Below are 24713 nucleotides of genomic sequence, written 5' to 3' on the forward strand. Positions count from 1 at the left end.
CTTGCTCGCTCAGTCGTCCAGAACGGGGCGGGGCCAAGAACTCAACCCGCCTGGGCGGCCAAACATGTTGTCGTGTTGGCATCGGCCACTCGCGTAGGTGGATGGAGAGGTCGTGGTCCGGTTGCGGCGGGCTCGCCCCACTAGGGTGGGGGAATGGATCCCTATGCGGATGTGCCGTTTTTCGATGAGCCGCCACCGGACGACGACCTCGACACGCTGCCACCCGACGAGGGGTGGGGAGAGTCTCGGGACGTCCCGCGGGGGCCCGCGCCGGCGCGGTTCGGGTCGGCGATCGAGGCGCTGCGCACGGTCTTCGGGTACGACGCCTTCCGCGGTGATCAGGCGGCGATCGTCGAGCAGGTGATCGGCGGCGGCGATGCGATTGTGCTCATGCCCACCGGTGGCGGCAAGTCCATCACCTACCAGGTGCCCGCGCTGGTGCGGGAGGGCACGGGGCTGGTGATCAGCCCGCTCATCGCGCTCATGCACGATCAGGTCGACGCGTTGCGGGCCAGCGGTGTGCGTGCCGCCTACCTCAACTCCACCCAGTCGCCGCAGGAACGCGGTGAGGTTGAAAATGCTTATCTGACAGGGCAACTCGACCTCCTGTATGTGGCTCCGGAACAGCTGTCGGGGGCGCAGACCACGCAGTTGCTCCAGCGCGGCACGCTCAGCGTCATCGCGATCGACGAGGCGCACTGTGTGTCGCAGTGGGGTCACGACTTCCGGCCCGACTACCTCGCGCTCGGCGACCTCGCCGAACGCTTCCCCGGGGTGCCACGAATGGCGTTGACCGCCACCGCCACCCGCGAAACACACCGCGAGATCACCGAACGGCTGCGGCTGGGCGACGCGAAACATTTCGTCGCCAGCTTCGACCGGCCCAACATCCAGTACCGCATCGACCCCAAGGCCGAACCGCGAAAACAATTGGTGTCCTTCATCAGTTCGGTCCCGGAACTCGTCGGGGTGGACGGGCCTGTCGCCGGGATCGTGTACGCGCTCAGCCGCAAGAGCGTCGAGGCGACGGCGGAGTTCTTGTCCAAGCAGGGATTTGACGCGCTGCCGTATCACGCCGGTCTCGACGCGGGGGTGCGGGCCCGCAACCAGGCGAGGTTCCTGCGCGAGGACGGCGTGATCGTCGTGGCCACCATCGCCTTCGGGATGGGCATCGACAAACCCGACGTACGCTTCGTCGCCCACATCGACCTGCCGAAATCGGTGGAGGGCTACTACCAGGAGACCGGCCGCGCCGGCCGCGACGGACAGCCCTCCGTGGCGTGGATGGCGTACGGCCTCGCCGACGTGGTGCAGCAGCGCAGGCTCATCGACTCCAGCCCAGGCGACCGCGCGTTCAAGATGCGCCTCGGCCAGCACCTCGACGCCATGCTCGCCCTGTGCGAAACCGTGTCGTGCCGGCGGCAGAACCTGCTCGGCTACTTCGGGCAGGACTCGCAGCCGTGCGGCAACTGCGACACCTGCCTACAGCCACCGGAAACCTTCGACGGACTCATCCCGGCACAGAAGCTGCTGTCGACGATCTGGCGCCTCGACCGCGAACGCGGCCAGAAATTCGGTGCCGGGCACCTCATCGACATCCTGCGCGGCAAGGAGACCGACCGTATCCGGTCCCAGCGGCACGACAGTCTGAGCACCTTCGGCATCGGAGCCGACCTGTCCGACCAGGACTGGCGCAGCGTCGTCCGGCAGCTTCTCGCGCGTGGAATCCTCACCGCCCAAGGCGAATACGGCACTCTGATCCTCGGTGACGATGCCGACGGGGTGCTGCGCGGTGCGACCCCGGTTCCGTTGCGCCGCGACACCATCGGGCGGGTGAGCGGGTCAACGTCGAAGGCGCGCAAGGCAACCGCCGCCGCCGACCTCGACCCCGCCGACCACGACCTGTTCGAGGCACTGCGCACCTGGCGCACCGCCACCGCCAAGGAACAGGATGTCCCCGCCTACGTGGTGTTCAGCAACGCGACCCTGCAGGCCCTGGCCACCCACCGCCCCGCCACCCTCGACCAACTCGGCACCATCAGTGGTATCGGCGAGAAGAAGTTGGAGACATACGGGGAGGCGGTGCTCGCGGTCATCGCCGAACACGTCTGAGTCGTCCGCGGTTATCCACAGCCCGGAAGTTCGCGGGCTCGGTTCCGTGGGTTCCGGGGCCAGAATAGATGGCCATGGGAGGGGAGGGAACTTACCATGACAGCTATGACCTCGGATGTGCTCGGGCTGCCACGCGGCAGGGCACTGACGCGCGCCGACCTCGACGCGATGCCCGATGACGGGCACCGGTACGAGCTCATCGACGGGATTCTCATCGTGAGCCCGGCGCCGCGGCGGGTGCATCAGCGGGCGGTCGCCCGGCTGCTCGTCCGATTGGCCTAGGCTTGTCCGGAGGATGCGGAGCTGCTGCCGGCGCCGTTCGACGTCGTGCTCGCCGACGACACCGTCATCCAGCCGGATCTGCTCGTCGCGCCGAACGCCGACTACACCGACCGGGACCTGCCGGTCGCACCGATGCTCGCGATCGAGGTGCTGTCACCGTCGACGCGGGGTATCGATCTGCTGCTGAAGAAGGACCGGCTGCTGCGAGCCGGGTGTGCGCACTACTGGGTGGTGGATCCCGACGAGCCGTCCATCGTCGCGTGGGCCCTGACCGACGGGGCGTACCACGAGGCGGCACGGGCATCGGGGGAGCAGACGTTCTCGGTCACCGAACCGTTCGCGTTCTCGGTGGCGCCGGACGATCTCGTGCACTGACTACTCAGTCGCGGTTGCCGGACTCCATGTCGTCGGGGTTGATCAGGCCGTCGCGGGCGCGCTGCTCCTGGTAGACCAGCCGCCCGATGCGGTGGGCCACCACCGGGGCGGTGATGAGGGCGAACATCGCGGCCAGCACCAGCATGCCGACGTCGATGTGGTCGCCGCCGAGCCGGATCGCCGCACCGGTGAGGATGAGCAGCAGACCGAACGTCTGCGGTTTGGTGGCCGCGTGCATGCGCGAGAGGGTGTCGGGGAAGCGGACCAGGCCGATCGCGGTGGTCAGCGCCATCACCGACCCGATCACCAGCAGTACCGACGAGACGATATCCCCGATCATGACTGGTCGTCCCGTACCCGGAAACGGGCGATCGAGATCGACCCGATGAAGCTGAGCAGGCTCAGCGCGACGATCGCCGGGATCACCGTCGAATCACCGCTGTAGGCGGCCCACGCGGCCAGCCCGCACATGCACAACGCCACCAGCACGTCGAGGGCGACGACCCGGTCCAGGGACGTCGGGCCCAGCAGGATCCGGGCGGTGGTGAGCACCGCGGAGGTGAGCAGCAGAACGGTCACGACCGTCCACATGATCGTCACGGGCGCTGCTCCTGACTCTCGGGGCCGGACGTGTCGACCCGCTCCAGCACACCCTGCTTCTCCAGCCGCCGGCGCGCGTGCTGCGAGACGTGATGGAACTCGTCGTCGATGCCGTGGTACGGGCTCGGATGCCATTCGCTGTCCCGCTCGAATGCCCGGATGAACGCGCGTTCCACCCACGCCACCTGCTTGTAGAACGCCTTGACCCGTGCCTCGCTGCGGACGTCGAAGATGTGCACGTACAGCATGCGCCGGCGGTGGTCGATCTCCAGCACCATCGTGCCCGGCACCAGGTTGAGGTAGTCGACGGCCAGGGTGAGCACCATGTCGGACTTGATCGCGACACGCACCCGCACCACCGCGCCGAGCGGCGGTTTGCCGGGCCGGATCGCGGCCCAGCCGACCTGCGCGCTCGACACACAGAAGTCGACCATCAGCCTGCCGAGGATCAGCAGCACCACGAACGGGTGCAGGCGGCCCTCCACCGGGACCCGGGGAAGCGGCAGCAGGATCATGATCGCCAACGCCACCCCGATGCCGCCGAGCACATTCGCCCACGAGACGGTGCCCCACAGCAGCACCCACACAAACGTCAACCAGGTGATCGTCCACAACCGGACCGCGACCTCGCGGGCGTCGCCGCCGAGCCACCGGGGCATCCGGATCCGGCCGTGCAGCCACACCCAGAAACCGATGAGCGCCCACACCACGGTCAGGAACGACAACCGCCACACGTTGATCAGCGCCGACCGTATCGGGCCCTTCTTGGCCACCGGATAGCGTTCGGCCAGAACCGTCCGCAGTTCCTCGCGCTTCGACCCCCGTTCGGGGACCTGTTTGTCGGGACTCATCGGGTGCCCTCACCTCCGGCATCTCCGAGCACGGCCTGAACATAGACATCGCGGTTGACCACCTCGTCGGCGGCCCGGTCGGTGAAGTCGAAGATCGGTCCCGCCCAGATCGTCAGCACCAGACCGGCCGCGACCATCGCCGCCGTCGGCAGCACCATACCCAGCGGCATCCGGCCCACATCTTCACGTTCGTCGAAGGCGATGTCGTCGGCACTCTCGTCGATCAGCGCCGACGGGGTGGTGTCGGCGAGGCCGCCCTCGGGGGCGTCGGCGCGGGGCCGCCAGAAACCCTTGGTCCAGATGCGGGCCATGACGTACAGCGTCAGCAGGCTGGTGACCACACCGCCGCCGATGAGCACCCACGACAGCACCGAACCGTCCTGGCCGCCCGCCTGCAGCAGCGCCACCTTGCCGATGAACCCGGAGAATGGCGGGATGCCGCCCAGGTTGAGGGCCGGGATCAGGAACAGTACCGCCAGCACCGGGCTCGCGATGAGGCCGCCGAGCCTGCGTAGCGACGCCGACCCGGCCTGCCGCTCGATGAGACCGACGACGAGGAACAGCGTCGTCTGCACCAGGATGTGGTGGGCGACGTAGTAGATGGCCGCCGACATGCCGATCTTCGACGACAAAGCGATCCCGAACACCATGTAGCCGATGTGGCTGACCAGCGTGAACGACAGCAGACGTTTGATGTCGGCCTGCGCGATAGCGCCCATGATGCCGATCAGCATCGTCGCCAGCGCCGCGACGAGCAGCACGTTGTCCATCGAACCGCCCGGGAACAGCAGCGAATGGGCGCGCATGATCGCGTACACACCGACCTTGGTGAGCAGGCCCGCGAACACCGCGGTGACCGGTGCGGGGGCGGTCGGGTAGGAGTCGGGCAGCCACGTCGACAGCGGGAACACCGCGGCCTTGATGCCGAACGCCACCAGCAGCACCGCGTACAGCGCGTTGCGGGTGCCGTCGGGGACGTCGTCGAGACGCACCGCCATCTCCGCGAGATTGAGGGTGCCGGTGGTGGCGTAGGCGAACGCGATGCCGGCCAGGAAGATCAGCGACGACACCATCGACACCATCACGTACGACGCGCCCGCCCGGACCCGTTCCGGGCTCGCGCCGAGGGTGAGCAGCACGAAGCTCGCCGCCAGCAACACCTCGAACGAGACGAACAGGTTGAACAGGTCGCCCGCGAGGAAGGCGTTGCACACGCCGGCGGTGAGGATCAGGTACGACGGCAGGAAGATCGACACCGGCTGCCGGGTGCTGGCGCCGTCGCGGATACCCTGACCGATCGCATACAGGACCACGCACAGCAGCACGATCGTCGAGACCACCAGCATCAGCGCCGACAGTTCGTCGACGACGAGGGTGATGCCGAGTGGACCGTTCGGGTAGCCCTTGTCGCCCCAGCCGCCGATCATCACCGCGAACGTGCCGTGTTCGCTGGTCAGGTACAGCATCAGGCACGACGCGACGAACACCGTGACCAGCGCGATCACGGTGACCGCCCGCTGGAAGCGGGGGCTGCGACCGCGCAACAGGGTGAGGGCGGCGGCGATCAGCGGGACCAGGGCCGGGAGCGTGACCAGGACGGGGATCCACGAACTCTGCGGGGTCACGAGTCACCTCCCACCGGGTTGTGGGTCGGCTCGTCGCCGTCGGACGAGTCTGCGCCGGTGATCGCAGCCGCCGGGGCCGGGTCCTCGTCGGACAGTTCGTCGAGGATGTCGCCGGGGTTCGCGGGGATGAGGTCGGTCTCGATCTGGTCCTGGTGCAGGGCCTCGAACTCCTCGGGGGTCAGCGGGTTGCCCTCGTCGTCGTACAGGTCGCCGGCGGCGGTGTCGGCGAGGGTCACCGGGTCGTCGGTGCGGTCGCGGTCGGGGGCATCCGACAGCGAACCCTTCACGATCTTGACGTCCTCGGTGTCGTCGGACACCTCGTCGTCGTCGCGGTTGAGCACGAACAGCCGGTACACCATGGCCAGCACGAACGCCGCCACACCCATCGTGATGACGATCGAGGTGAGCACCATCGCCTGCGCGAGCGGGTCGGCATCGCCGGACCGGCCCGACGTGCGGCCCTTGATCGGCGGATCGCCGATCCCGCCGGAGATCACCAGGATCAGCAGGTTGATCGCGTTGCCGCACAGCAGCAGGCCCAGCAGCATCCGTACCAGGCTGCGTTCGGTGAGCAGGTAGGCGCCGCAGGAGGCCAGCACGCCGACGACGATGAGAAGGCCGAGGTTGATGCTCATCGTCGCACCTCGTCGGCCAGCAGCATCTCGGAGTCGGTCGGTCCGGTGCCGGTGCCGGTGTCCACGGTCAACCGGGGCGCGGCCGGGCTGTTCGGTTCGGCGACGTTCTCCACGTCGAGGCGGGCGCCGAGGCTGCGCAGGACGTCGAGCACCAGACCCACCACGATCATGTAGATGCCCAGGTCGAAGAACAGCGCGGTGACCAGCTTGACGTCACCGAGCAGCGGCAGCGTCACCTGGAACACCGCCGACGACAGGGCGGGCGCGCCGAGCAGCAGCGACGCCGTCGCGGTGCCCGCCGAGATGGCCAGCCCGGCGCCCAGAATGCGGCCGGGTTCCAGCGGCAGCGCCTCACCCAGCTCGTAGCGGCCACCGGCCAGGTAGCGCAGCACCAGACCCAGGCCCATCGTCAGGCCGCCGGCGAAACCGCCGCCCGGCGAGTTGTGACCGGCCCAGAAGAAGTAGACCGACAGCACCACGATCGTCGGGAAGATGAGCCGGGTGGTGGCCTCCAGCACCATCGACCGGTGCCGTGGGTCGCGCAGGTCGCTGCCCAGCAGCCAGGTGGTGCGGTCCGGCGGCACATCGTCGTCGTCGTGGCCGTTGCGGGTGGCGTCGGCGACGCGCGGCGCGGCACCGAACCGGCGGTTGCGGAACACCAACGACGCCACACCGGTCGCGGCGACGATCAGCACCGAGATCTCGCCGAGGGTGTCCCAGGCGCGGATGTCCACCAGCAGGACGTTGACCGCGTTGGCGCCGTGGCCGAACTTGTAGGCGGCCTCGGGGATGTGGATGTGCAGTGGCTGCTCGGACCGGGCGGCGGCCGCGAACAGGCCGATCACCACCAGGCTGACACCGAACGCCACCCCGAGCAGCGCGCGGACCGGTTTGAAGCCGGTGGCGTGCCGGGGTTCGGGTTCGGCGGGCAGCTTGCGCAGCACCAGCACGAAGATCACCAGGGTCAGCGTCTCGACGAGGAACTGGGTGAGCGCCAGGTCGGGCGCACCGTACAGGGCGAACAGGGTGCCGCAGCCGTAACCGGTCACCCCGACCACAAGCGTCGCGGCGAGCCGGTTGCGCATCACGGTCGCGGCCAGCGCGGCGGCCACCATGATGCCGCCGACCACCACCTGCGAGGCGGCGTCGAAACCACTCAGTTCGAGCGAGGTGCGCGCACCGGTGAACAGCAGCACCAGCGGCAGGATGATCATCGTCGACAGGATCACGCCCTGCGTGATGGGCAGCGAACCGCGCTGGGTGTTGCGGGTCAGCAACAGCGACAGGGTGTCGGCGGCGCGCAGCGTGGCGTCGTACATGCGGTCGGCGTTGAGCAGTGGCCGGAACCCGAACAACAGATCGCGCAGCCTGCGGACCAGCAGGAACAGGCAGGCGCCGCCGACGATGACGATGATCGAGAACACCACCGGCCGGCCGAAACCGTGCCACAGGGCGAGGTGTTCGAGCTCGTGACCGAACCCGGGCAGCGTCTCGGCGTGCGGTTCGAGCAGCGAACCGATCGGCCCGGCGAGCAACGAGGCCGCGACGCCGGCCACCGCGAGGACGGTGGGGGCCAGATAGAACAGGGCGCTCGGGCGGTGCATCTTGAGCACCGCGGCGCTCGGCTCGGTGCGGACCTTGCGGCCGAACGCGCCCCACATGAAGCGGGTGGTGTAGGCCATCGTGATCACCGACCCGATCACCATCACGATGGTGACGGTGCGGGTCTGCCAGGTGTCGAGGGCGCCGGAGTCCCACACCGACGCGAACGCGGTCTCCTTGCCGACGAAACCCATCGTGAGCGGCAGCCCGGCCATGCTCGCGCCCGCGACTGCGGCGACAGCCGCCAAGATGGGGAGCCGCTCACCGAGACGGGCGAGTTTACGCACGTCGCGGGTGCCGGTGGAGTGGTCGATGATGCCGACCACCATGAACAGGGACGCCTTGAACATGGCGTGCGCGATGATCATCGCCAGCCCGGCCATCATCACGTTCGCGTCGCCGAAACCGACCAGCACCGACAGGAAACCGAGCTGGCTGACCGTACCGAACGCCAGCACCAGCTTGAGGTCGAGCTCACGCAGCGACCGCCAGCCGCCGACGAGCATGGTGAGCAGCCCCAGCGTGATGACCGATATCTGCCAGCCGGTGAGCGCACCGAACGCCGGCGCCAGCCGCGCCACCAGGTACACACCGGCCTTCACCATCGCCGCCGCGTGCAGGTAGGCGCTGACCGGGGTGGGCGCGGCCATCGCGCCCGGCAGCCAGAAGTGGAACGGCACGATCGCCGACTTGCTGAGCGCACCCACCAGCACGAGGATCACCGCGACCTGCACGTACACGCCCGAGGCGGGTGGGTCGGCCAGCAGATCGGACAGCAGATAGCTGCCGGTGCGTTCGCCGAGCATGATGATGCCCACCAGCATCGCGAGACCGCCGGCGGTGGTCACCAGCAGCGCCTGCGTGGCGGCGCGGCGGGAGGTGGCGCGGACGGCGTAGAAGCCGACCAGCATGAACGACAGAATGGTGGTCAGTTCCCAGAACACGTACAGGACCAGCATGTTGTCGCTGACGACGAGACCGAACATCGCCGCGGCGAAGGCCACCATCTCGCCGCCGAAGACGGCCACCCGTGGGCGGGGGGTGTCGAAGTAGTGTGCGCAGTAGCAGAGCACCAGCGCCCCGACACCGAGGATGAGCACCGACATCACCGCCGCGAGGGTGTCGAACCGGAGCACGATGCTCATGTCGAGGCTCTCGACCCAGGTGAGCGTCTCCACGCGCGGCGGATCGTGGGCGGCCGGCCAGTTGACGATCACCCAGACCAGTCCCCCGGCCGGGGCGAGGGCGAGGATGTAGAAACCTCGGATGCCGACCCGATGGATCACCGGCGGCGCGAACAGGGCGCACAGGCCTAGCGCGACCAACACAGCAATCAAATGGGCACCCTGTCTGCTTTCGGTACGCCGTGCTGCCGTTCAGTCGTGCAGCCGGCGGATGTCGTTGTCATCGAACGGTCGTGGTCATCGAACTGGTGGTGTGTCGAGCCGATCGTCACGTTGCAGCCGGTACACAGATGCAGCCGGTAAAACGGTGTCAGGAACAGACGCGCCGGATGGGCGTCGTTGTGGGCCCGTTATGGGTATCTTACCGTTGCTCTCATGAACCGTTGTGGCAGGTTGCTCATGCTCATCATGTCGCTTCTGGTCGTCGGGGGGCTGGTGGCGGGCTGCTCGTCGGACAGCGACGACGGTCCCGGGGGCGTGTCGTTGCCCAAGGGCTTCCCACGGTCGGAGGTTCCGCTGCTCACCGACGGCACCGTCCTCAATGTCTCCGGCGACGAGGACGACGGTTGGAGCGTCACCCTGCAGGGACCCGGCGCCGAGGGCAACGCACTCGACGCCGCGGTGAAGAAACTGAAGGACGCCGGCTACACCGAGTCACAGCGCACCACCGACGCCGGCCGGCGCGTGGTGCTGTTGTCGAAGAACGCAGATAAGGACAAACCACGCGGTCACATGTTCTGGGTGCAGGTGGGCACCATCGCGGGCGCGGCGGGTGGCCCGAACGCGCTGTTCTACCAGATCACCAAGGTCAAGCCCTGAAGGATCTAACACTGATCTGACTCTGGCCGCGCACGCACAGCTGATTCGCAACTTCCCGGCAGGCGGGCGGCAGGTACCGCCCGCACTGTGGTCCTCACGAGAGGAACGAACCACGAGGTTCGACCACCCACGTGAGCGAAAGGGAAGATTGATGTCGTTTACCCACGAACCGACCACCCACCCCCGGCAGCGGCCGACCGCTGCCGACCACACCGACGAACTGCCGCTGGTCGACGGTGGACAGGCGAACGGGGGACAGGCGAGCGGTGGACAGGCGAGCGGTGGACAGGCAAACGGGGGACAGGGGAACGCGCAGGCGTCGTATCCCCAGTCCGGACAGCCGGCGACGGGCGGGACCGAGGGGAAGGTGCTGACCACCCGCAACACCCTCATCGCCGGCGGGATCGGTGTGGCGGCGGCGTTCGCGCTGATCGGTTTCGGTGCCGGTTATGTCGCCGGGGACGGCGGATCGTCCGACGGCCGGCCCGGCATGTCCCAGAACGGCGGTCCCGGAGGGGGCATGCAGGGTGGCATGAACGGGACCCAGAATCAGAACGGCATGCAGGGCCAGAACGGCATGCAGGGCGGGCAGAACGGAATGCAGGGCGGGCAGAACGGAATGCAGGGGCAGAACGGGATGGGCGGCGGACCCGGCGGAACGCAGGGCGGCATGAACGGCCAGAACCAGACCGGCCAGAACCAGACCGGCCAGAACCAGACGGGTCAGAACCAGACGGGCCAGGCCACCACCGGTTCCGGTGCGTAGCGGCCAGCCGTGGCTGCTCAGTCGAGGCGGCGGTCGGCGTACGCGCGCAGGTTCTCCACCTGCGCCGCGTCCAGCGACGGCCGCACCCGCTCCCGGGCCGCCGCGATGTCGTCGGCGGTCACCGTCGCGGCGTCGATGTCGCGGCGCATCGCCGACAGCGCCGCCTCCCGCAACAGCGCCGAACAGTCGGCCGCCGAGTAACCGTCGAGGTCGGCGGCCAGGTCGTCGATGACGATGTCGTCGGCGAGCGGGACGTTCTTGCCGGAGGCGCGCAGGATGTCGCCGCGGGCGGCCGCATCCGGCGGCGGCACGAACACCAGCCGTTCGAGCCGGCCCGGCCGCAGCAGCGCGGGGTCGATGAGATCGGGCCGGTTGGTGGCACCCAGAACGACGACATCGCTGAGCGGTTCGACACCATCGAGTTCGGTGAGCAGCGAGGCCACCACCCGGTCGGTGACGCCGGAGTCGGTGGATTGCCCGCGGCGCGGGGCGAGGGCGTCGACCTCATCGAGGAAGATCAACGACGGCGCCGACTCGCGGGCCCGGGCGAACAGGTCGCGCACCGCCTTCTCCGATGCGCCCACCCACTTGTCCATCAGCTCGGCGCCCTTGACGGTGTGGACCGACAACCGGCCCGACGCCGCGAGCGCCCGCACCACGAACGTCTTGCCGCAGCCGGGCGGGCCGAACAGCAGCACCCCGCGCGGCGGTTCGACGCCCAGCCGGGTGAAGGTGTCCGGATGCTGTAGCGGCCACAGCACCGTCTCGGTGAGCGCCTGCTTGGTCTCCACCATGTCGCCGACGTCGTCGAGGGTGATCGAGCCGAGTGACACGTCGGGGGAGTCGCCGCGGGACACCGGCCGGATCACCTCCAGCGCGCCCTGCAGGTCCGCGAGCCGGAGTGTCGGCTTGTCGTCGGTCTCGGCCTTCGTGTCCCCGTTGCGTGAGCCGGTGACGCGGGCGGCGGCGCGGATGGCGGCCTCGCGGGCGAGCGCGGCCAGATCGGCGGCGACGAAACCGGGCGTCCGGGCGGCGATCGAGGTCAGGTCCAGGCCCGGTTCGGTGGGCACCCCGGACAGGATCGCCGACAGCAGCCGGGCGCGCAGCGCGGCGTCAGGCAGGCCGATGATCAGTTCGCGGTCGCACAGCTGCGGGTCGCGCAACCGGCTGTCGGTGCCGGCCGGTTCGGCGGTGGTGCACACCAGGACCACCGATCCGTCACCGATCGCGGCGCGCAGCTCGTCGAGGATCAGCGTCGACACGGGCTCGGCCTCGGCGGGCAGCAGCGCCTCCACGTCGGCGACGAGCAGCACCCCCGACCGGTGGGCGTTGCGCTGTGATCCTGACCCATTGCTGCTTCGCAGGGCCGCGATGGCCGACGACACCGCCGACAGCCGCGACGAGGCCTCCAGCGCACCCACCGAAGGACCGTCGACGACGGCCAGCGGACGCCCCGCGCACACCGACCGCACCATCGTGGCCTTGCCGACGCCGGGCGGGCCGGACACGATCACCCCGAGTCGTGGGGTGGCGCCGAGGGCGCGCAGCACCTGCGGTTCGTCGAGGGTGATGGCGATCCATTCGGTGAGCCGGGCGACCTGGGTGTCGACGCCCACGAGCTCCGACACCGGCCGCGCGTGGCCGGTCTGGTCGGCGGCCGCGTCGTCGGAGGTGTCTTCTTGCGGTGTCTCGCCGGGTTCGGGATCGGACGCCTCGGGCCGCGGTTCGACGAGCTGCCAGCCGCGGGTCACCCCGCCGGTCCGCGTCGGCATCACATCACCTGTCGTGGGTGCCGCACCAGCTGTCCGCAACGGACCCGTGGCCACGCCGGGCGCGGGTGCCGCGCTCGCGGCGGCACCGTCACCGGCCCACAGCACCGCGGTGTTCGTCTGCACGCTCACCGGACCCGACGGTTCGACGGCGCCCACCGTCACCAGCTCGTTGGTCCAGGTGATGCCCACCGAACGGGCCAGGGCGCGCACCGCGGTGCTCGCCGTCAGCTCCGGCCCGAGGTCGCGGGGCAGCAGCGACACCGCGTCGCCGACCGACAGGACCTTGCCCAGCAGCGCCCGTCGCAGCGTGGCCTCGTCGACGGACCGACTCGCCAGCACCGAACCCGACACCACCACCCGCGACCCACCGTGCACGGTGACCGGCTGCAGCACCACCGATGCATCCTCGCGGATCCCCGCGTTGGAGAAGGTGATGTCATCGAGGAGAACGGTTCCGGTCGTCGCGATGTCGGGGGCCTCCGCGACCACCGCGGCCGTGCGCCGCGCCCCGACGATCGACACCGCATCCCACTCCCGCAGCGACAGTGCGGCCAGGACCTCCGGATGGACGCGGACGATACCGCGGCGGGCGTCGGCGGCCGACGGGTTGACCCGGGCGGTCAGGGTCAGCTGGGGAACACTCATCGGCGGGGCGGCCCTTTCGTCTACTGATCGGTCGCGTCGTTATGGGGGTGCTCGGAGCGGGGGTGCTCGGGTTTGGCAGCCGGGCGGCGCAGCCCCAGCCGGGAGTGCGAGCGGGAGATGGACGGCCGGATACGACGCCGGCCGCCGCCGACGGCGCGGTCGGCGCGGCGTTCGGCGCGACGCTCAGATGGGTGCGCATCCCACTGCTCGGGGCGGGCCGCCACCCAGCGCTGATTGCGCCACGCGAAAGGGATATGTGCCAGGTAGGCGACGACGAGGATGAGCATCAGCACGTACGGGTAGGTCAGCAGCAGCGCGGCGGTCACCGCCACGCCCACCAGCAGGATCGCCAGCGCGCTCGGCGGCACCTTGGTGGCCTTGGTCGACGCGGTCGGGATGCGGCTGACGGCCAATGCGGCCACCACCACCATCCAGGTGCCCACCGCGGCCCCCGACGTCCACCAGCCGGAGCCGAACTGTTCGTGCAGGCCCACCGGCAGCAGTACCAGGATCGCGGCGGCGGGCGCGGGCACGCCCACGAAGAATTCCTTCGTGTAGGCGGGTGCGTCCTCGTCGTCGAGCAGGGTGTTGAACCGGGCCAGCCGCAGCACGATCGCGCACGCGTACACGAGTACGAAGATCCAGGCGATGTCCTGGTTGCCGACGTCGTTGAGCAGGGCCAGGTAGACGATGCCACCGGGCACCACACCGAAGTTGATGACATCGGCGAGCGAGTCGATCTCGGCGCCCATCCGGGTGGCGGCGTTCATCATGCGCGCGACCCGGCCGTCGACGGCGTCGAGGACCGCGGCCGCCACGACCAGCGCCAGCGCGAGATCGATGTGTCCGTGCAGCGTGGACCGCAGCGCGGTCATCCCGGCGCAGATGGCCAGGATGGTGACCGCCGACGGCACGAAGATCCGGCCCGCCGCGGCCTGTCTGCGCAGCCTGCCCGTCTCGGTTTCGGTGTGCCGCGAGTAGGTGTCGAGGCGCTGCGTGCCCAGGTTGGAGGCGTCGGTGTCGCGTAGGTGTCCGGTGTCGCGCATGTGCCCGGGGTCGCGCGGATGTCCGGGGTCGGCCGTCGGGGGTGCGGTCCGGCGCCGGGAACGCCGCAGCAGGCCACGCGAGCCGCGCTTCGCCGGTGTACCCGACGAGGTGCGCCGTCCGCCGACCGGCCTGTGCGGGGTGTCGCTCATGTCGGTGAGACCGGCTGGGTGTGGGATACCGGCTGGGTGAGGGTTGCCGGCTGGTTGAGGGTTGCCAAGACCGTTTCGGCACCCACCGTGCGCTGCCCGACCCGGACCGCGGGCACGGTGCCGGCGGGGAAATACACGTCGACACGGGAACCGAACCGGATCAGGCCGTAGGTGTCGCCCACCCGCAGCGCGTCGCCGGGCTTCGGGTCGCACACGATGCGCCGGGCGATGAGGCCGGCGATCTGCACGACGGCCAGATCGGCGCCGGAGGCGGTTCGCAGTCCGAGGACGGTGCGTTCGTTGTCGGAGCTGGCCTCGGGCAGGTCCGCGGACAGGAACTTGCCGGGGGTGTGCGTCACCGAGGTGACCGTCCCGGATACCGGAACCCGCTGCACGTGGACGTCGAACACCGACAGGAACGTCGACACCCGCGGCAGCGGTTGATCGCCGAGACCCGCCTCGGGCGGCGGCACGGCCTCATCGACGAGGGCGACGGTGCCGTCTGCCGGGGCCGCGACGATCGACGAGTCGACGGGCGGGACGCGGTTCGGGTGCCGGAAGAACGCGGCACACGCGCCGGCGGCCAGCGCCGCGGGCCGCGCCACCCACGGATGTTTCCGCCCGATCAGGGCCACCGCCGCGGGCACCGCGACGAACGGCACACCCTTGGGGTGGATCGGTGGGATGGTCTCGCGGGCCAGCTGCACCAGGTGCTGCGCACCTGTGGGCGTCGTGCCGTCGGGGCGTGGGCGCCGGGCCACAGCCACCTCCTGATTGTCGGGTAGGACGAGTTCGTGAACAGCTTAGTGGTCGGTCGTCCGACTCCGGCACGGCAACCATCAGTCCAGTTGCATGACCTGCACGTCCACTCGGTCGTCGAGGGCGGTCACGTCGGGTGCCACGTCGATCAGCGCGTTCGCGCCGGCGAGGTAGCGCAGATGGTGACTCGACGGCGGCCCGATCGGATCGACCACCCAGCCGTCGCCCTCCCGGGCGAGGACGCCACGCAGAAACTGCCGCTTGCCGGCCGGGGACCGCACCGCGCCGCGGAGCCGGGCGGTCACCTGATCGCGATGCGGCGGCAGGCCGAGAGCCGTGCGCAGCGGCGGCCGGATGAACACCTCGAAGCTGACCAGCGAACTCACCGGGTTGCCGGGCAGCGTGATGATGGGGACGGTCCGGCCCGACGGGTCGGTGACGCGGCCGCAGCCCTGCGGCATGCCCGGTTGCATCGCCACCTTCACGAACTCGACCCCGCCGGTGGCCGTCAGCGCGTCCTTGACCACCTCGAACGCCCCGGCGCTGACCCCGCCGGAAGTGATGATGAGGTCGGCCTCCCCGGCGATCTCACCGATTCGGGCCAGGAAACCGTCGACGTCGTCGGGCACAAAACGCACCGAGCGCGCCGACGCCCCGGCCTCGGTCGCGGCGGCGGCCAGCATCGGCGAGTTGGATTCGTAGATCTGCCCGTGCCGCAGCTCCTGACCGGGCGCGACCAGTTCCGAGCCGGTGGAGAGCACCACCACCCGCGGTCGCCGCCACACCGGAACCGTCGTCACGCCGATGGCCGCGAGCAACCCGAGTTGCGGCGCGTGCAGCACGGTCCTGTCCGGGATGGCGACCTCGCCGGCGACGATGTCCGAGCCGGCGGCCCGGATGTTCTTGCCCGCCGGCACCGGCGCGGTGAACACCACCTCCGGCGCCGGGGCATCGACGGGGTCGAACCCGCCTGCCGCGGTGAGTTCCACCGGCACCACCGCGTCGGCGCCGTCGGGGAGCGGGGCGCCGGTCATGATGCGGTGCACGGTTCCCGGGGTGAGGGTGAGCCGGTCGGTGCGGCCGGCGGGGATGTCGGCGGCCATCGGCAATGTGACCGGGTGTTCGGGGGAGGCTCCGGTAAGGTCGGCCGCACGCACGGCGTAGCCGTCCATCGCCGAATTGTCGAAACCGGGCAACGATACCGCCGTCACTACGTCCGTGGCCGTGACCAGGCCCAATGCATCGGCCACCGCTGTCTCGACGATCTCGGGTGGGGTGAATAGGGCGGCGACGGCATCCTGGTGTTCCTCGACGGATCGCAGTACGGTCATCAGCTCTCCTCGGCATGTTGTCCTGAAGCCCATCGATAGCCCCGGCCTTGCAATAGACGGACTGTCGCAAATTTAGACGGGCCTGGATAGGCATCGTTTGTGTACGCAATTCTGCCCGAACGCTTCCGCGTGCTGGCAGGTAGGCGCTGCTGCACTAGCCAACGCTCGATCAACAGGAGTGGTCCACGTCCGGCATGCGGTCCGTCGGTGACGGCGTTACCGTTTGACCGGAGGTCCCGCCAGGGGTCCGGTTGTTTGTGGTCAACGAGGAATGGTGGCAACGAAACGTGACGTTACTTGCTTACTAGAATTATGACGTTCTGTAAGGTTCCGAGTGTGCGGCGTGCTTACAAGGTTCGGGCGTACCCGGATGAATCTCAGGAGGCGATCTTTAATCGCACCCTGGGTTGTGTGCGTCTGGTGTGGAACAAAACCTTGGCTGACCGGCAGCACCGGTACACCGTTGAGCAGGCGTCGACCTCGTACAAGCAGACCGATGCTGCGCTGACCGGATGGAAACGGACCGATGAGCTGGCGTTCCTGAATGAGGTGTCGTCGGTGCCGTTGCAGCAAACGCTGCGACACCAGCACACCGCCTTCAGCAACTTTTTCAAAGGCCGTGCCCGGTACCCGAAGTTCAAGTCCCGCAACGGACGTCAGTGCGCGCACTACACCCGGTCGGCGTTCCGCATGAAGGTCGACGGCCTGTGGCTGGCCAAAACGTCTGCTCCGCTGAGACTGGCCTGGTCCTGGCCCGACATTGAGCTTGCCGAGCTGGACCCGACGATGGTCGTGATCTCCCGCGAACCCGATGGCCGATGGTTCGCCACTTTGTGTGTCGACCAGCCCGATCCGGCACCAGCCATGCCGACCGGCCAGAGCGTCGGTGTTGACCTGGGTATCAAGGACTTCGCCACCCTCTCCACTGGAGAGAAGATTGCGAATCCGCGTCACCTTGCCCGGCACGAACGGGGTTTGCGCCGCCAGCAGAAGCGCTTGGCGCGCATGAAGCGTGGGTCGAGCAATCGCGCCAAGCAGCGCAAGAAGGTTGCCCGCAAACATGCGCGGGTCCGTGATGCCCGCCGTGACTTCCTGCACAAAACGTCCACCGGGCTCGTCACAACGAATGATCTGGTGGCGGTGGAGGACCTGAATGTTGCCGGCATGGTCCGTAACCACAAGATCGCGAAGTCGATCAGTGATGCCGGATGGGGTCAGTTCCGGTCGATGCTCACCTACAAGACCGAGCAGGCCGGGAAACGCCTGGTGGTCATCGACCGCTGGTACCCATCCACCAAAACATGCAGCTCGTGCGGGCATCTGCTCGTCTCGATCTCCCTCGGGACACGTTACTGGACGTGCCCCGACTGCGGCACCCGGCAAGACCGGGACATCAACGCCGCGAAGAACATTCTTGTCGCCGCCGGACTGGCGGAGACACGAAACGCCTGCGGAGCGGATGTGAGACCTCAAGGGACCTCCCTTCGGCAATCTGCTGTGAAACAGGAAAACCTGTACGTGAGTGCGGGAATCCCGATCCCTAGGGTCGGGAGGATGTCAATATGAGTTATGGGCTGCTGCTCGACATCGACGGGGTGATGGTCACCTCGTGGCAGGCGCTGCCCGGGGCCGCCGACGCCGTCGCCGAACTCGCCCGCCGCGGGATCCCGCGGATGTTCCTGACCAACACCACCTCACGCTCGCGCGCGGAGATCGCAGCCGCACTCGGCGACGCAGGTTTCGACGTCCGCTCGGACGAGATCCTGACCGCGGCCAAACTGACCGCCGAATACCTGGGCACACATCACCCGGGCAAGAAGGTGTGGGTGCTCAATCAGGGGCCGATCGCCGAGGACATGGCCCGGGTGAACCTTGTCGACGATCCGCGGCAGGCCGAGGTGATCGTGCTCGGCGGGGCGGGGCCGGTGTTCACCCACGAGGCGCTGTCGACGGTGTTCGACCGCATGATGGGCGGGTCTGGGACGGGTGGTGTCACAGCCGGTATCCCGGTGGTGGCGATGCACCGGTCGATGACGTGGTCGACCAGCAAAGGACTGGCGATCGACACCGGCATGTACCTGGAGGGTCTGGAGAAGGCGTCGGGTCGCAAGATCAAGGCCGTCGGCAAGCCGTCGCCGCTGGGTTTCCGCACCGCCTGCGAACTGATGGACCTCGACCCCGCGCAGGTGGTGATGGTCGGCGACGACATGCACAACGATGTTCTCGGCGCCCAGGCCGCCGCCCTCACCGGGGTGCTGGTGCGGACCGGGAAGTTCCGCGAGGACGCGCTGCGGCAGTTGCAGCGCGATGAGTTCGGGCCGGTGCCCGACCACATCATCGACTCGCTCGCGGATCTCCCCGACCTGTTCACCAAGCTCTGTCCCCCCGCCGGTTGAGGTGTGACGAGGACTTGTTCGCGGGTCTTTCGACCCGCTCATCCTCCGCCGGTTGAGGTGCGACGAGCCGCCAGGCGAGGAGCCTCGAAACCTCGTGAGCCGGCAGTGTCCGCTCACGAGGTTCCGTCGCTGACTACGAAGCCTCTGCCGCCCGCTTGATCTTCGACAGCGTGGCGGCCATGCCGTGCTTGAGTTCGACCTCGAAGGTGTCGTTGCCGCCGAACACCTTGTCGACGAGGAACGCGCTGACCTTGGTGGTGGTGCCGTTCGCGGCCTCGCGGCGTTCGGTGACGGTCACGCCGTTGGCCGACGGTTCGATCGTGTACGACCACACGGTCCGGTTCTCGGCGATCTTGAAGGCCAATTCCTTGTCGGCGACGAACCGGACGATCTTGGCGGTGGTCGGCCACACGAGGGGGCCGCGCCGGTTGATGTTGATGGTGCGGGTGCCGACGCCGATCGGTTCACCGCGCACGATCATCTTCTTGCACTGGGGGCTCCACTCTCCCATCCGCTTGAGGTCGGAGATCACGGCCCACACCTTGTCGGCGGACGTGTTGATCTCGATGCTCTCTTCGAGCAGGGGAGAGGCCATCGGGTATCCCTTCGGTTGTGCGCGCACCGGTGCGGGCGGCGGGTGGAGTCACTGTAGAGCGCTTATTGTCGGACCGTCAATAAGTCGGTCGCCGGCAGGTGGGGGTGTGCGGATACCCCACACCCCCGGCGTCACGGGGCGGCGCCGGGGGTGTGGGGGTCTCGGGCCCCGTGGTGTCGGGGCCCGATGGGCTGTGTCAGGCGATGGAGACCATATCCCAGTCGTTCACCTTGCGCGACAGCGCGGCCAGGTGGGCGTCGGGATTGCCGAGGGTATGGCCGATGGCGGTGAGCCGGCTGACGTAGTGGCCGACCGGGTACTCGGCGGTCATGCCGATACCGCCGTGCAGCTGGATGGCCTCCTGGCCGACGATGCGGGCCGACTTGCCCACCTGCAACTTGACCCGCGAGGCGATGGTGGCGTCGGCCAGGCCCTCGGACAGCGCGGTGGTGGCGTACAGGCTCATGCTGCGGGCCAGTTCGAGCCACATGAACATGTCCGCGGCGCGCTGGGTGAGCGTCTGGAACGTCGACAGTGTGACACCGAACTGCTTGCGCGTCTTGAGGTATTCGGTGGTCAGCTCCAGGCAGCGTTCGAGGGCGCCGACGGCTTCGGCGCACTGCGCGATCTGGGTGGTGACCTCCACGTCGGCGATGATCGACGACGCGTCGCCCGAGCCGAGCCGCACGGCGGGAGCCCCGTCGAAGACGATCTGCGCGCCGCGGCGGCGGTCATGGGTGCGGTAGGCGGTACGGGTGACCCCGGCCGCCGAGGCGTCCACCAGGTACAGGCCGATCTCGTCGCCCTCGCGTGCCGAGACGACCAGCTGGTCGGCGCAATCACCATGTGGGACAAGGGTTTTGGTTCCGGTCAGCTTGCCGTCGGCAAAGGTGCCGGCCACCGCGGACATCGGCCAGCGATCGCCGGCCTCATGATGGGCGAAGGCGCCGAGGGTCTCACCCGAGGCGAGCGCGGACAGCAGTTCGTGGCCCGGTGCGGCCGCGGCGATCAGCGCGCCCGGCACGACGACGGAATCGAGGTACGGCTCGGGCGCGAGAGCGCGGCCGAACTCGGTCAGCACGGCGGCGACCTCGACGGGACCGGCACCGGCGCCGCCGTCCTCCTCGGAGAACGACAGCCCGAGGATGCCGATCTCGGCGAGCGACTTCCACACGTCGCGGTTCCAGCCGAGTTCGCTGTCGGTGACCTTGCGGATGGTCTCGACGTCGTAGGTCTTGGTGAGTACGTCGCGCACGGTGTCGCGCAGCATCACCTGTTCTTCGGAATACTCAAAATCCATGATTCACCTATAGGTTTCGAAAGTCTGGAAAGGGGATGTGCGGCTCAGAGGCCGAGCACGGCCTTGTCGATGATCTGGCGCTGCACCTCGTTGGAACCACCGTAGATGCTGACCTTGCGGTAGTTGAGGTACTGCGGCACGCTGCGCTGCGCCCATTCGGCGGAGTCGATGTCGGCGATGCCGGAGCCGTCGATTCCCGACGACGGCAGCGAGTCGGGGCCCGCGATGTCGGCGAGCAGCTCGGTGGCCTCCTGCTGCAGCTGCGAACCGCGCAGCTTGAGCAGCGACGACGCCGGGTTCGGCTTGCCGTCGGCCGACGACGCGACCACGCGCAGCTGGGTGACCTCCAGGGCCAGCAGGTCGTTCTCCAGCGCGGCGATACGGCCGGCGAACTGCGGATCGTCGAGGAGGGTGCCGGTGTCGATCTTGGTCTCGCCGGCCAGCTTCTTGGCCTTGGCCAGCTTCACCTTGGTCTCGGCGACGCGGGCGATGCCGACGCGCTCGTTGCCGAGCAGGAACTTGGCCTGGGTCCAGCCGGAGTTCTCCTCGCCGACCATCAGGTCGGCCGGCACGCGGACGTTCTCGAAGAACACCTCGTTGACCTCGAAACCGCCGTCGATCAGCTGGATCGGGCGCATCTCGATGCCGGGGGTCTTCAGGTCGACCAGGAACATGCTGATGCCGGCCTGCTTCTTGACGTCCGGGTTGGTGCGTGCGAGGACGAAGATCCAGTCGGCGTACTGGCCGAGGGTGGTCCAGGTCTTCTGGCCGTTGATGACGTACTCGTCGCCGTCGCGGACGGCCTTGGTCTTGAGCGAGGCGAGGTCGGAGCCGGCCTCCGGCTCGGAGAAGCCCTGACACCACCAGATGTCGAGGTTGGCGGTCTTGGCGAGGAAGCGTTCCTTGATCTCCTGCGAACCGAACTGCGCGATGACCGGGCCGATCATCGAGTGGTTGAACGCGAGCAGCTCGGGGACGTGCGCGAGAGCCATCTCCTCCTTGAGGATGTGGTGCTGGATCGGGGTCCAGTCCTTGCCGCCCCACTCGACGGGCCAGTGCGGGATCGCCAGACCGTGCTCGTTGAGAACGCGGCAGGAGTTGATGATGTCGTCGGGCATTTTCATCTTGCCCGCGGCGTGGCGGTCACGGAGGTCCTGGGGAACCTTGGCGAGGACTGCTTGGATCTCTGCGCGAAATGCCTGTTCTTCCGGGCTGAACTCGAGTTGCATCCCTCTTTCCTACCATCGCGAACAGCGCTTTCGGGCCCTGACCACCGGAGTTCCTGCCTAACCTACCGATAGGTAGTGCCGAGAGCGGGCCGCCGGCAGGGTCCGGCGCCGCACCGGGAACAGGTTCACTACTCTGCACCTATGAAGAAGGTGCACGCATTCGGCGACGACTGTCTCGGTGACCTCGACGCGGTGGGGGTCGCCGCCGAGATCGCGGCGGGCACTTTCTCCGCCCTCGAAGCCGCCGAAGCGGCCCTGGCCCGTATCGACGCGGTCAACCCGCACCTGAACGCCGTTGCCTTCGACGACCGCGAGCGCGCCCGCAAACGTGCCGCCGACGACGCGTTCGCCCCCGGAGCGCTGCGGGGGGTGCCGTCGATCATCAAGAACAACACCGACTTCGCGGGTATCGCGACGCTGCACGGATCGGCCGCGGTGGCCGAGCGCCCCGCCGCGCAGAACGAGCCGTTCACCGACCAGCTCGTCGGCACCGGCCTCAACATCCTCGGCGCGTCGACGTTGCCGGCGTTCGGGCTCACCGCCTCCACCGAGTTCGCCGACCGCCCGCCGACCGTCAACCCCTGGGACACCGAGTATTCGTGCGGTGCGTCCTCGGGTGGTTCGGCGGCGCTGGTGGCGGCGGGTGCGTTGCCGATCGCCCACGCCAACGACGGCGGCGGTTCGATCCGCATCCCCGCTGCCGCGTGCGGTCTCGTCGGCCTCAAACCCACCCGTGGCCGGGTGGCCGCCGCCATCGAATCACGTTCGGCGCCCATCGATCTCATCTCCAACGGGGTCGTCACCCGGACCGTCCGCGACAGCGCGCACTTCTACGCCGACATCGAGCGCCGGTCCCCGGCGTCCGGGATGGATCCCATCGGGCTGGTGGAGGGGCCGTCGGACCGGCGGCTGCGGGTGGCGGTGCTCCTGGAACCGCTGACCGGGCAGTTGCTCGACGACGACACCCATGCCGCGCTCAACGCCGTGGGGGAGAAGCTCAACGACCTCGGGCACCGAGCCGAACTGATCCCGATGCCCGTCGACCGGTCCTATGTCGACGACTTCATCCTGTACTGGGGCCTGATGGCGTTCTCGCTGGACCGCTTCGGAGGCCGGGTCATCGGAAAGGGTTTCGACCGCAAGAAGATCGACCCGTTCACCCACGGCCTGGCGCAGACGTTCGTCAAGCGGATCTGGCGCACCCCGTCGGCGATCCGCCGTCTCAAGAAGACCGACGCCGTGCTGGCCGCCAACTACGACAGATTCGACGTGGTGCTCTCGCCGACCCTGGCGCACACCGTCCCGAAGATCGGATACCTCGATCCGGCAGGCGATTTCGACGAGGTCTTCGACCGGCTGATGAAGTACGTCGCGTTCACCCCGATCAACAACACCACCGGCACCCCCGCCATCAGCCTGCCGCTGGCCACCGACTCGAACGGCCTGCCCATCGGCATCCACTTCATGGCCCACCACGGCAACGAACGCACCCTCCTGGAACTGGCCTACGAACTCGAGGCCGCGATCCCCTTCGCCCGCATCAACGCCTGACGGCATCCACCCCGCAAATGTGAATCCACTCCGGCCGTAGCCGGGGTGGATTCACATTCGTGAGGTGATGGCAAAGTTTTTCGTGCGGAAGTGGAACCGATCGGGTTGCCGGTGCGTCCAAGCGGCATGGAAATCACACGAGCGAGCAGCAGGAGAGAACTTCTCGCCCTCGGATACACCGACCACGACATCCGGCGATCGCTGAAACAGGGAGCTGTGCGGTACTTGGCGCCGGGGGTGCTGGCACCCGCCGGATTGTTCGACGGTTCACCCGAGGAACGCCATCGACAACTTGCCCTGATGTGGGCTCGGCACAATGCCAATCCTCATCGCGCGCTCAGCGGTGTGTCCGCGGCGGCAGTACTGGGTTTGCCGGTCTGGGGCCTCGATGTGCGCCGCGTCGTCGCTGTCGACTGGGGTCGGGCACCGGGGACGCGGACCTCGTCGCGTCTGCATCTGGTGTCGGACCGCCGTCCGCCGGCAGTGGTCGATACCGACGGTGTTCCGGTGACCGCAGCCGCGAGGACCGTCGTCGATGTCGCCCGGTCCGGTGCCCGTATTCCGGCCATCGCACTCGGTGATTCCGCACTTCACCAGGGCTTGTGCACGCGCGACGACCTCGCCGGCGAACTTGATCTCGTCGTCGGGATGACCGGCGCCGCACGAGCACGGACCGTGGTCGCCTCGCTGGACGGCAGGGCTGAGTCGGTGCTTGAATCACGCAGCCGGATCGAGTTGGCCGACGCGGGGCTGCCGCGTCCAGAACTTCAGGTGGAGCTGTTCGACCGGCTGGGCCGCTTCATCGCCCGAGTCGACATGTACTGGCAAAAGGAACGGGTCGTCGGCGAGGCCGACGGCAACCTCAAGTACCGCGGTTCCGACGCAAGGGCGGCAATCTTGCGGGAGAAAGAACGAACCGACCGGATCCACGATCTCGGATACCGCGTCACCCGCTGGGGCTGGAAGCACTTGACGCCACCAACACTCCTCACCAGCCAACTTCGTACCGCCCTGGCCATCGACCCCGCAAATGTGAATCCACCCCGGCCGTGACCGGGGTGGATTCACATTCGTGAGGTGGTTGTGAG

At 68.4% G+C, this 24713-nt stretch carries 20 protein-coding genes and 1 pseudogene; 8 read left to right on the plus strand and 13 right to left on the minus strand.

Features of this window, described 5'->3' with window-relative positions; translation table 11 throughout:
• Positions 1-153: 153 nt before the first annotated feature.
• On the plus strand, positions 154-2112 hold the full coding sequence (gene recQ / locus GOAMR_RS22200; RefSeq protein ID WP_005193360.1) for a DNA helicase RecQ: 1959 nt from the start codon (positions 154-156) through the stop codon (positions 2110-2112).
• A 96-nt stretch (positions 2113-2208) separates the two neighbouring features.
• A pseudogene (locus tag GOAMR_RS22205) lies at positions 2209-2769 on the plus strand (Uma2 family endonuclease).
• A gap of 4 nt (positions 2770-2773) precedes the next feature.
• On the opposite strand, the gene mnhG reads toward GOAMR_RS22205, so the two are convergent.
• The 6 genes from mnhG to GOAMR_RS22235 are packed head-to-tail and all read right to left on the minus strand — an operon-like array spanning position 2774 to position 9419.
• Complete coding sequence (gene mnhG, locus GOAMR_RS22210; RefSeq protein WP_005193363.1) at positions 2774-3109, minus strand: monovalent cation/H(+) antiporter subunit G; 336 nt, start codon at positions 3107-3109, stop codon at positions 2774-2776.
• Positions 3106-3360, minus strand: a complete 255-nt coding sequence (locus tag GOAMR_RS22215) for a monovalent cation/H+ antiporter complex subunit F (protein WP_373278794.1) — start codon at positions 3358-3360, stop codon at positions 3106-3108. The genes mnhG and GOAMR_RS22215 overlap by 4 nt, the downstream gene beginning before the upstream one ends.
• A gap of 5 nt (positions 3361-3365) precedes the next feature.
• Entirely contained in the window at positions 3366-4220 is an 855-nt protein-coding gene (locus tag GOAMR_RS22220; RefSeq protein WP_005193365.1) for a Na+/H+ antiporter subunit E, read from the minus strand.
• Positions 4217-5845, minus strand: a complete 1629-nt coding sequence (locus GOAMR_RS22225) for a Na+/H+ antiporter subunit D (RefSeq protein ID WP_005193366.1) — start codon at positions 5843-5845, stop codon at positions 4217-4219. The genes GOAMR_RS22220 and GOAMR_RS22225 overlap by 4 nt, the downstream gene beginning before the upstream one ends.
• A complete protein-coding gene (locus tag GOAMR_RS22230; RefSeq protein ID WP_005193367.1) occupies positions 5842-6480 on the minus strand; it encodes a Na(+)/H(+) antiporter subunit C in 639 nt (212 codons plus the stop codon). The genes GOAMR_RS22225 and GOAMR_RS22230 overlap by 4 nt, the downstream gene beginning before the upstream one ends.
• Complete coding sequence (locus GOAMR_RS22235) at positions 6477-9419, minus strand: Na+/H+ antiporter subunit A (RefSeq protein WP_005193368.1); 2943 nt, start codon at positions 9417-9419, stop codon at positions 6477-6479. Before GOAMR_RS22235 ends, GOAMR_RS22230 begins: the two co-directional genes overlap by 4 nt.
• A gap of 222 nt (positions 9420-9641) precedes the next feature.
• On the opposite strand from GOAMR_RS22235, the gene GOAMR_RS22240 reads away from it, so the two are divergent.
• Together GOAMR_RS22240 and GOAMR_RS23885 are read left to right on the plus strand one after the other, a co-directional pair.
• The gene (locus GOAMR_RS22240) at positions 9642-10085 is read left to right on the plus strand and encodes a hypothetical protein (protein WP_050942851.1); all 444 of its coding nucleotides are present in this window, start codon (positions 9642-9644) and stop codon (positions 10083-10085) included.
• A gap of 151 nt (positions 10086-10236) precedes the next feature.
• A complete protein-coding gene (locus GOAMR_RS23885; RefSeq protein ID WP_005193370.1) occupies positions 10237-10851 on the plus strand; it encodes a hypothetical protein in 615 nt (204 codons plus the stop codon).
• A gap of 17 nt (positions 10852-10868) precedes the next feature.
• On the opposite strand, the gene GOAMR_RS22250 is transcribed toward GOAMR_RS23885, so the two are convergent.
• The 4 genes from GOAMR_RS22250 to moeA form a co-directional block, all read right to left on the minus strand.
• Positions 10869-13268: an AAA family ATPase gene (locus GOAMR_RS22250; RefSeq protein ID WP_005193371.1), complete on the minus strand. Its 2400-nt coding sequence runs from the start codon at positions 13266-13268 to the stop codon at positions 10869-10871.
• Positions 13269-13288: 20 nt separating this feature from the next.
• Positions 13289-14464, minus strand: a complete 1176-nt coding sequence (locus GOAMR_RS22255; protein WP_005193372.1) for a CDP-alcohol phosphatidyltransferase family protein — start codon at positions 14462-14464, stop codon at positions 13289-13291.
• On the minus strand, positions 14461-15225 hold the full coding sequence (locus GOAMR_RS22260; protein ID WP_005193373.1) for a phosphatidylserine decarboxylase: 765 nt from the start codon (positions 15223-15225) through the stop codon (positions 14461-14463). Before GOAMR_RS22260 ends, GOAMR_RS22255 begins: the two co-directional genes overlap by 4 nt.
• 78 nt (positions 15226-15303) lie before the next feature.
• The gene (gene moeA / locus GOAMR_RS22265; RefSeq protein WP_040516149.1) at positions 15304-16545 is read right to left on the minus strand and encodes a molybdopterin molybdotransferase MoeA; all 1242 of its coding nucleotides are present in this window, start codon (positions 16543-16545) and stop codon (positions 15304-15306) included.
• A 345-nt stretch (positions 16546-16890) separates the two neighbouring features.
• On the opposite strand from moeA, the gene GOAMR_RS22270 reads away from it, so the two are divergent.
• Together GOAMR_RS22270 and GOAMR_RS22275 are read left to right on the plus strand one after the other, a co-directional pair.
• The gene (locus GOAMR_RS22270) at positions 16891-18120 is read left to right on the plus strand and encodes an RNA-guided endonuclease InsQ/TnpB family protein (RefSeq protein WP_005193375.1); all 1230 of its coding nucleotides are present in this window, start codon (positions 16891-16893) and stop codon (positions 18118-18120) included.
• The gene (locus GOAMR_RS22275; protein WP_005193376.1) at positions 18117-18950 is read left to right on the plus strand and encodes an HAD-IIA family hydrolase; all 834 of its coding nucleotides are present in this window, start codon (positions 18117-18119) and stop codon (positions 18948-18950) included. Before GOAMR_RS22270 ends, GOAMR_RS22275 begins: the two co-directional genes overlap by 4 nt.
• Positions 18951-19083: 133 nt before the next feature.
• Here the strand turns inward: GOAMR_RS22275 and GOAMR_RS22280 are convergent, their stop codons facing one another.
• From GOAMR_RS22280 to GOAMR_RS22290, 3 genes are all read right to left on the minus strand, one after another.
• Positions 19084-19545 (minus strand): SRPBCC family protein, encoded by a 462-nt coding sequence (locus tag GOAMR_RS22280; RefSeq protein WP_005193377.1) that lies wholly within the window; start codon positions 19543-19545, stop codon positions 19084-19086.
• A 196-nt stretch (positions 19546-19741) separates the two neighbouring features.
• Positions 19742-20845: an acyl-CoA dehydrogenase family protein gene (locus GOAMR_RS22285; RefSeq protein WP_005193378.1), complete on the minus strand. Its 1104-nt coding sequence runs from the start codon at positions 20843-20845 to the stop codon at positions 19742-19744.
• 44 nt (positions 20846-20889) lie between these two features.
• A complete protein-coding gene (locus tag GOAMR_RS22290) occupies positions 20890-22074 on the minus strand; it encodes an acyl-CoA dehydrogenase family protein (protein WP_005193379.1) in 1185 nt (394 codons plus the stop codon).
• Between the two features lie 141 nt (positions 22075-22215).
• Between GOAMR_RS22290 and GOAMR_RS22295 the strand changes: the two genes are divergently transcribed.
• Both GOAMR_RS22295 and GOAMR_RS22300 read left to right on the plus strand, forming a co-directional pair.
• Complete coding sequence (locus GOAMR_RS22295) at positions 22216-23625, plus strand: amidase (RefSeq protein WP_005193380.1); 1410 nt, start codon at positions 22216-22218, stop codon at positions 23623-23625.
• A 126-nt stretch (positions 23626-23751) separates the two neighbouring features.
• A complete protein-coding gene (locus GOAMR_RS22300; RefSeq protein ID WP_050942857.1) occupies positions 23752-24678 on the plus strand; it encodes a hypothetical protein in 927 nt (308 codons plus the stop codon).
• Positions 24679-24713 lie beyond the last annotated feature (35 nt).

It is taken from the genome of Gordonia amarae NBRC 15530 (assembly GCF_000241345.1).
Lineage (GTDB): Bacteria > Actinomycetota > Actinomycetes > Mycobacteriales > Mycobacteriaceae > Gordonia > Gordonia amarae.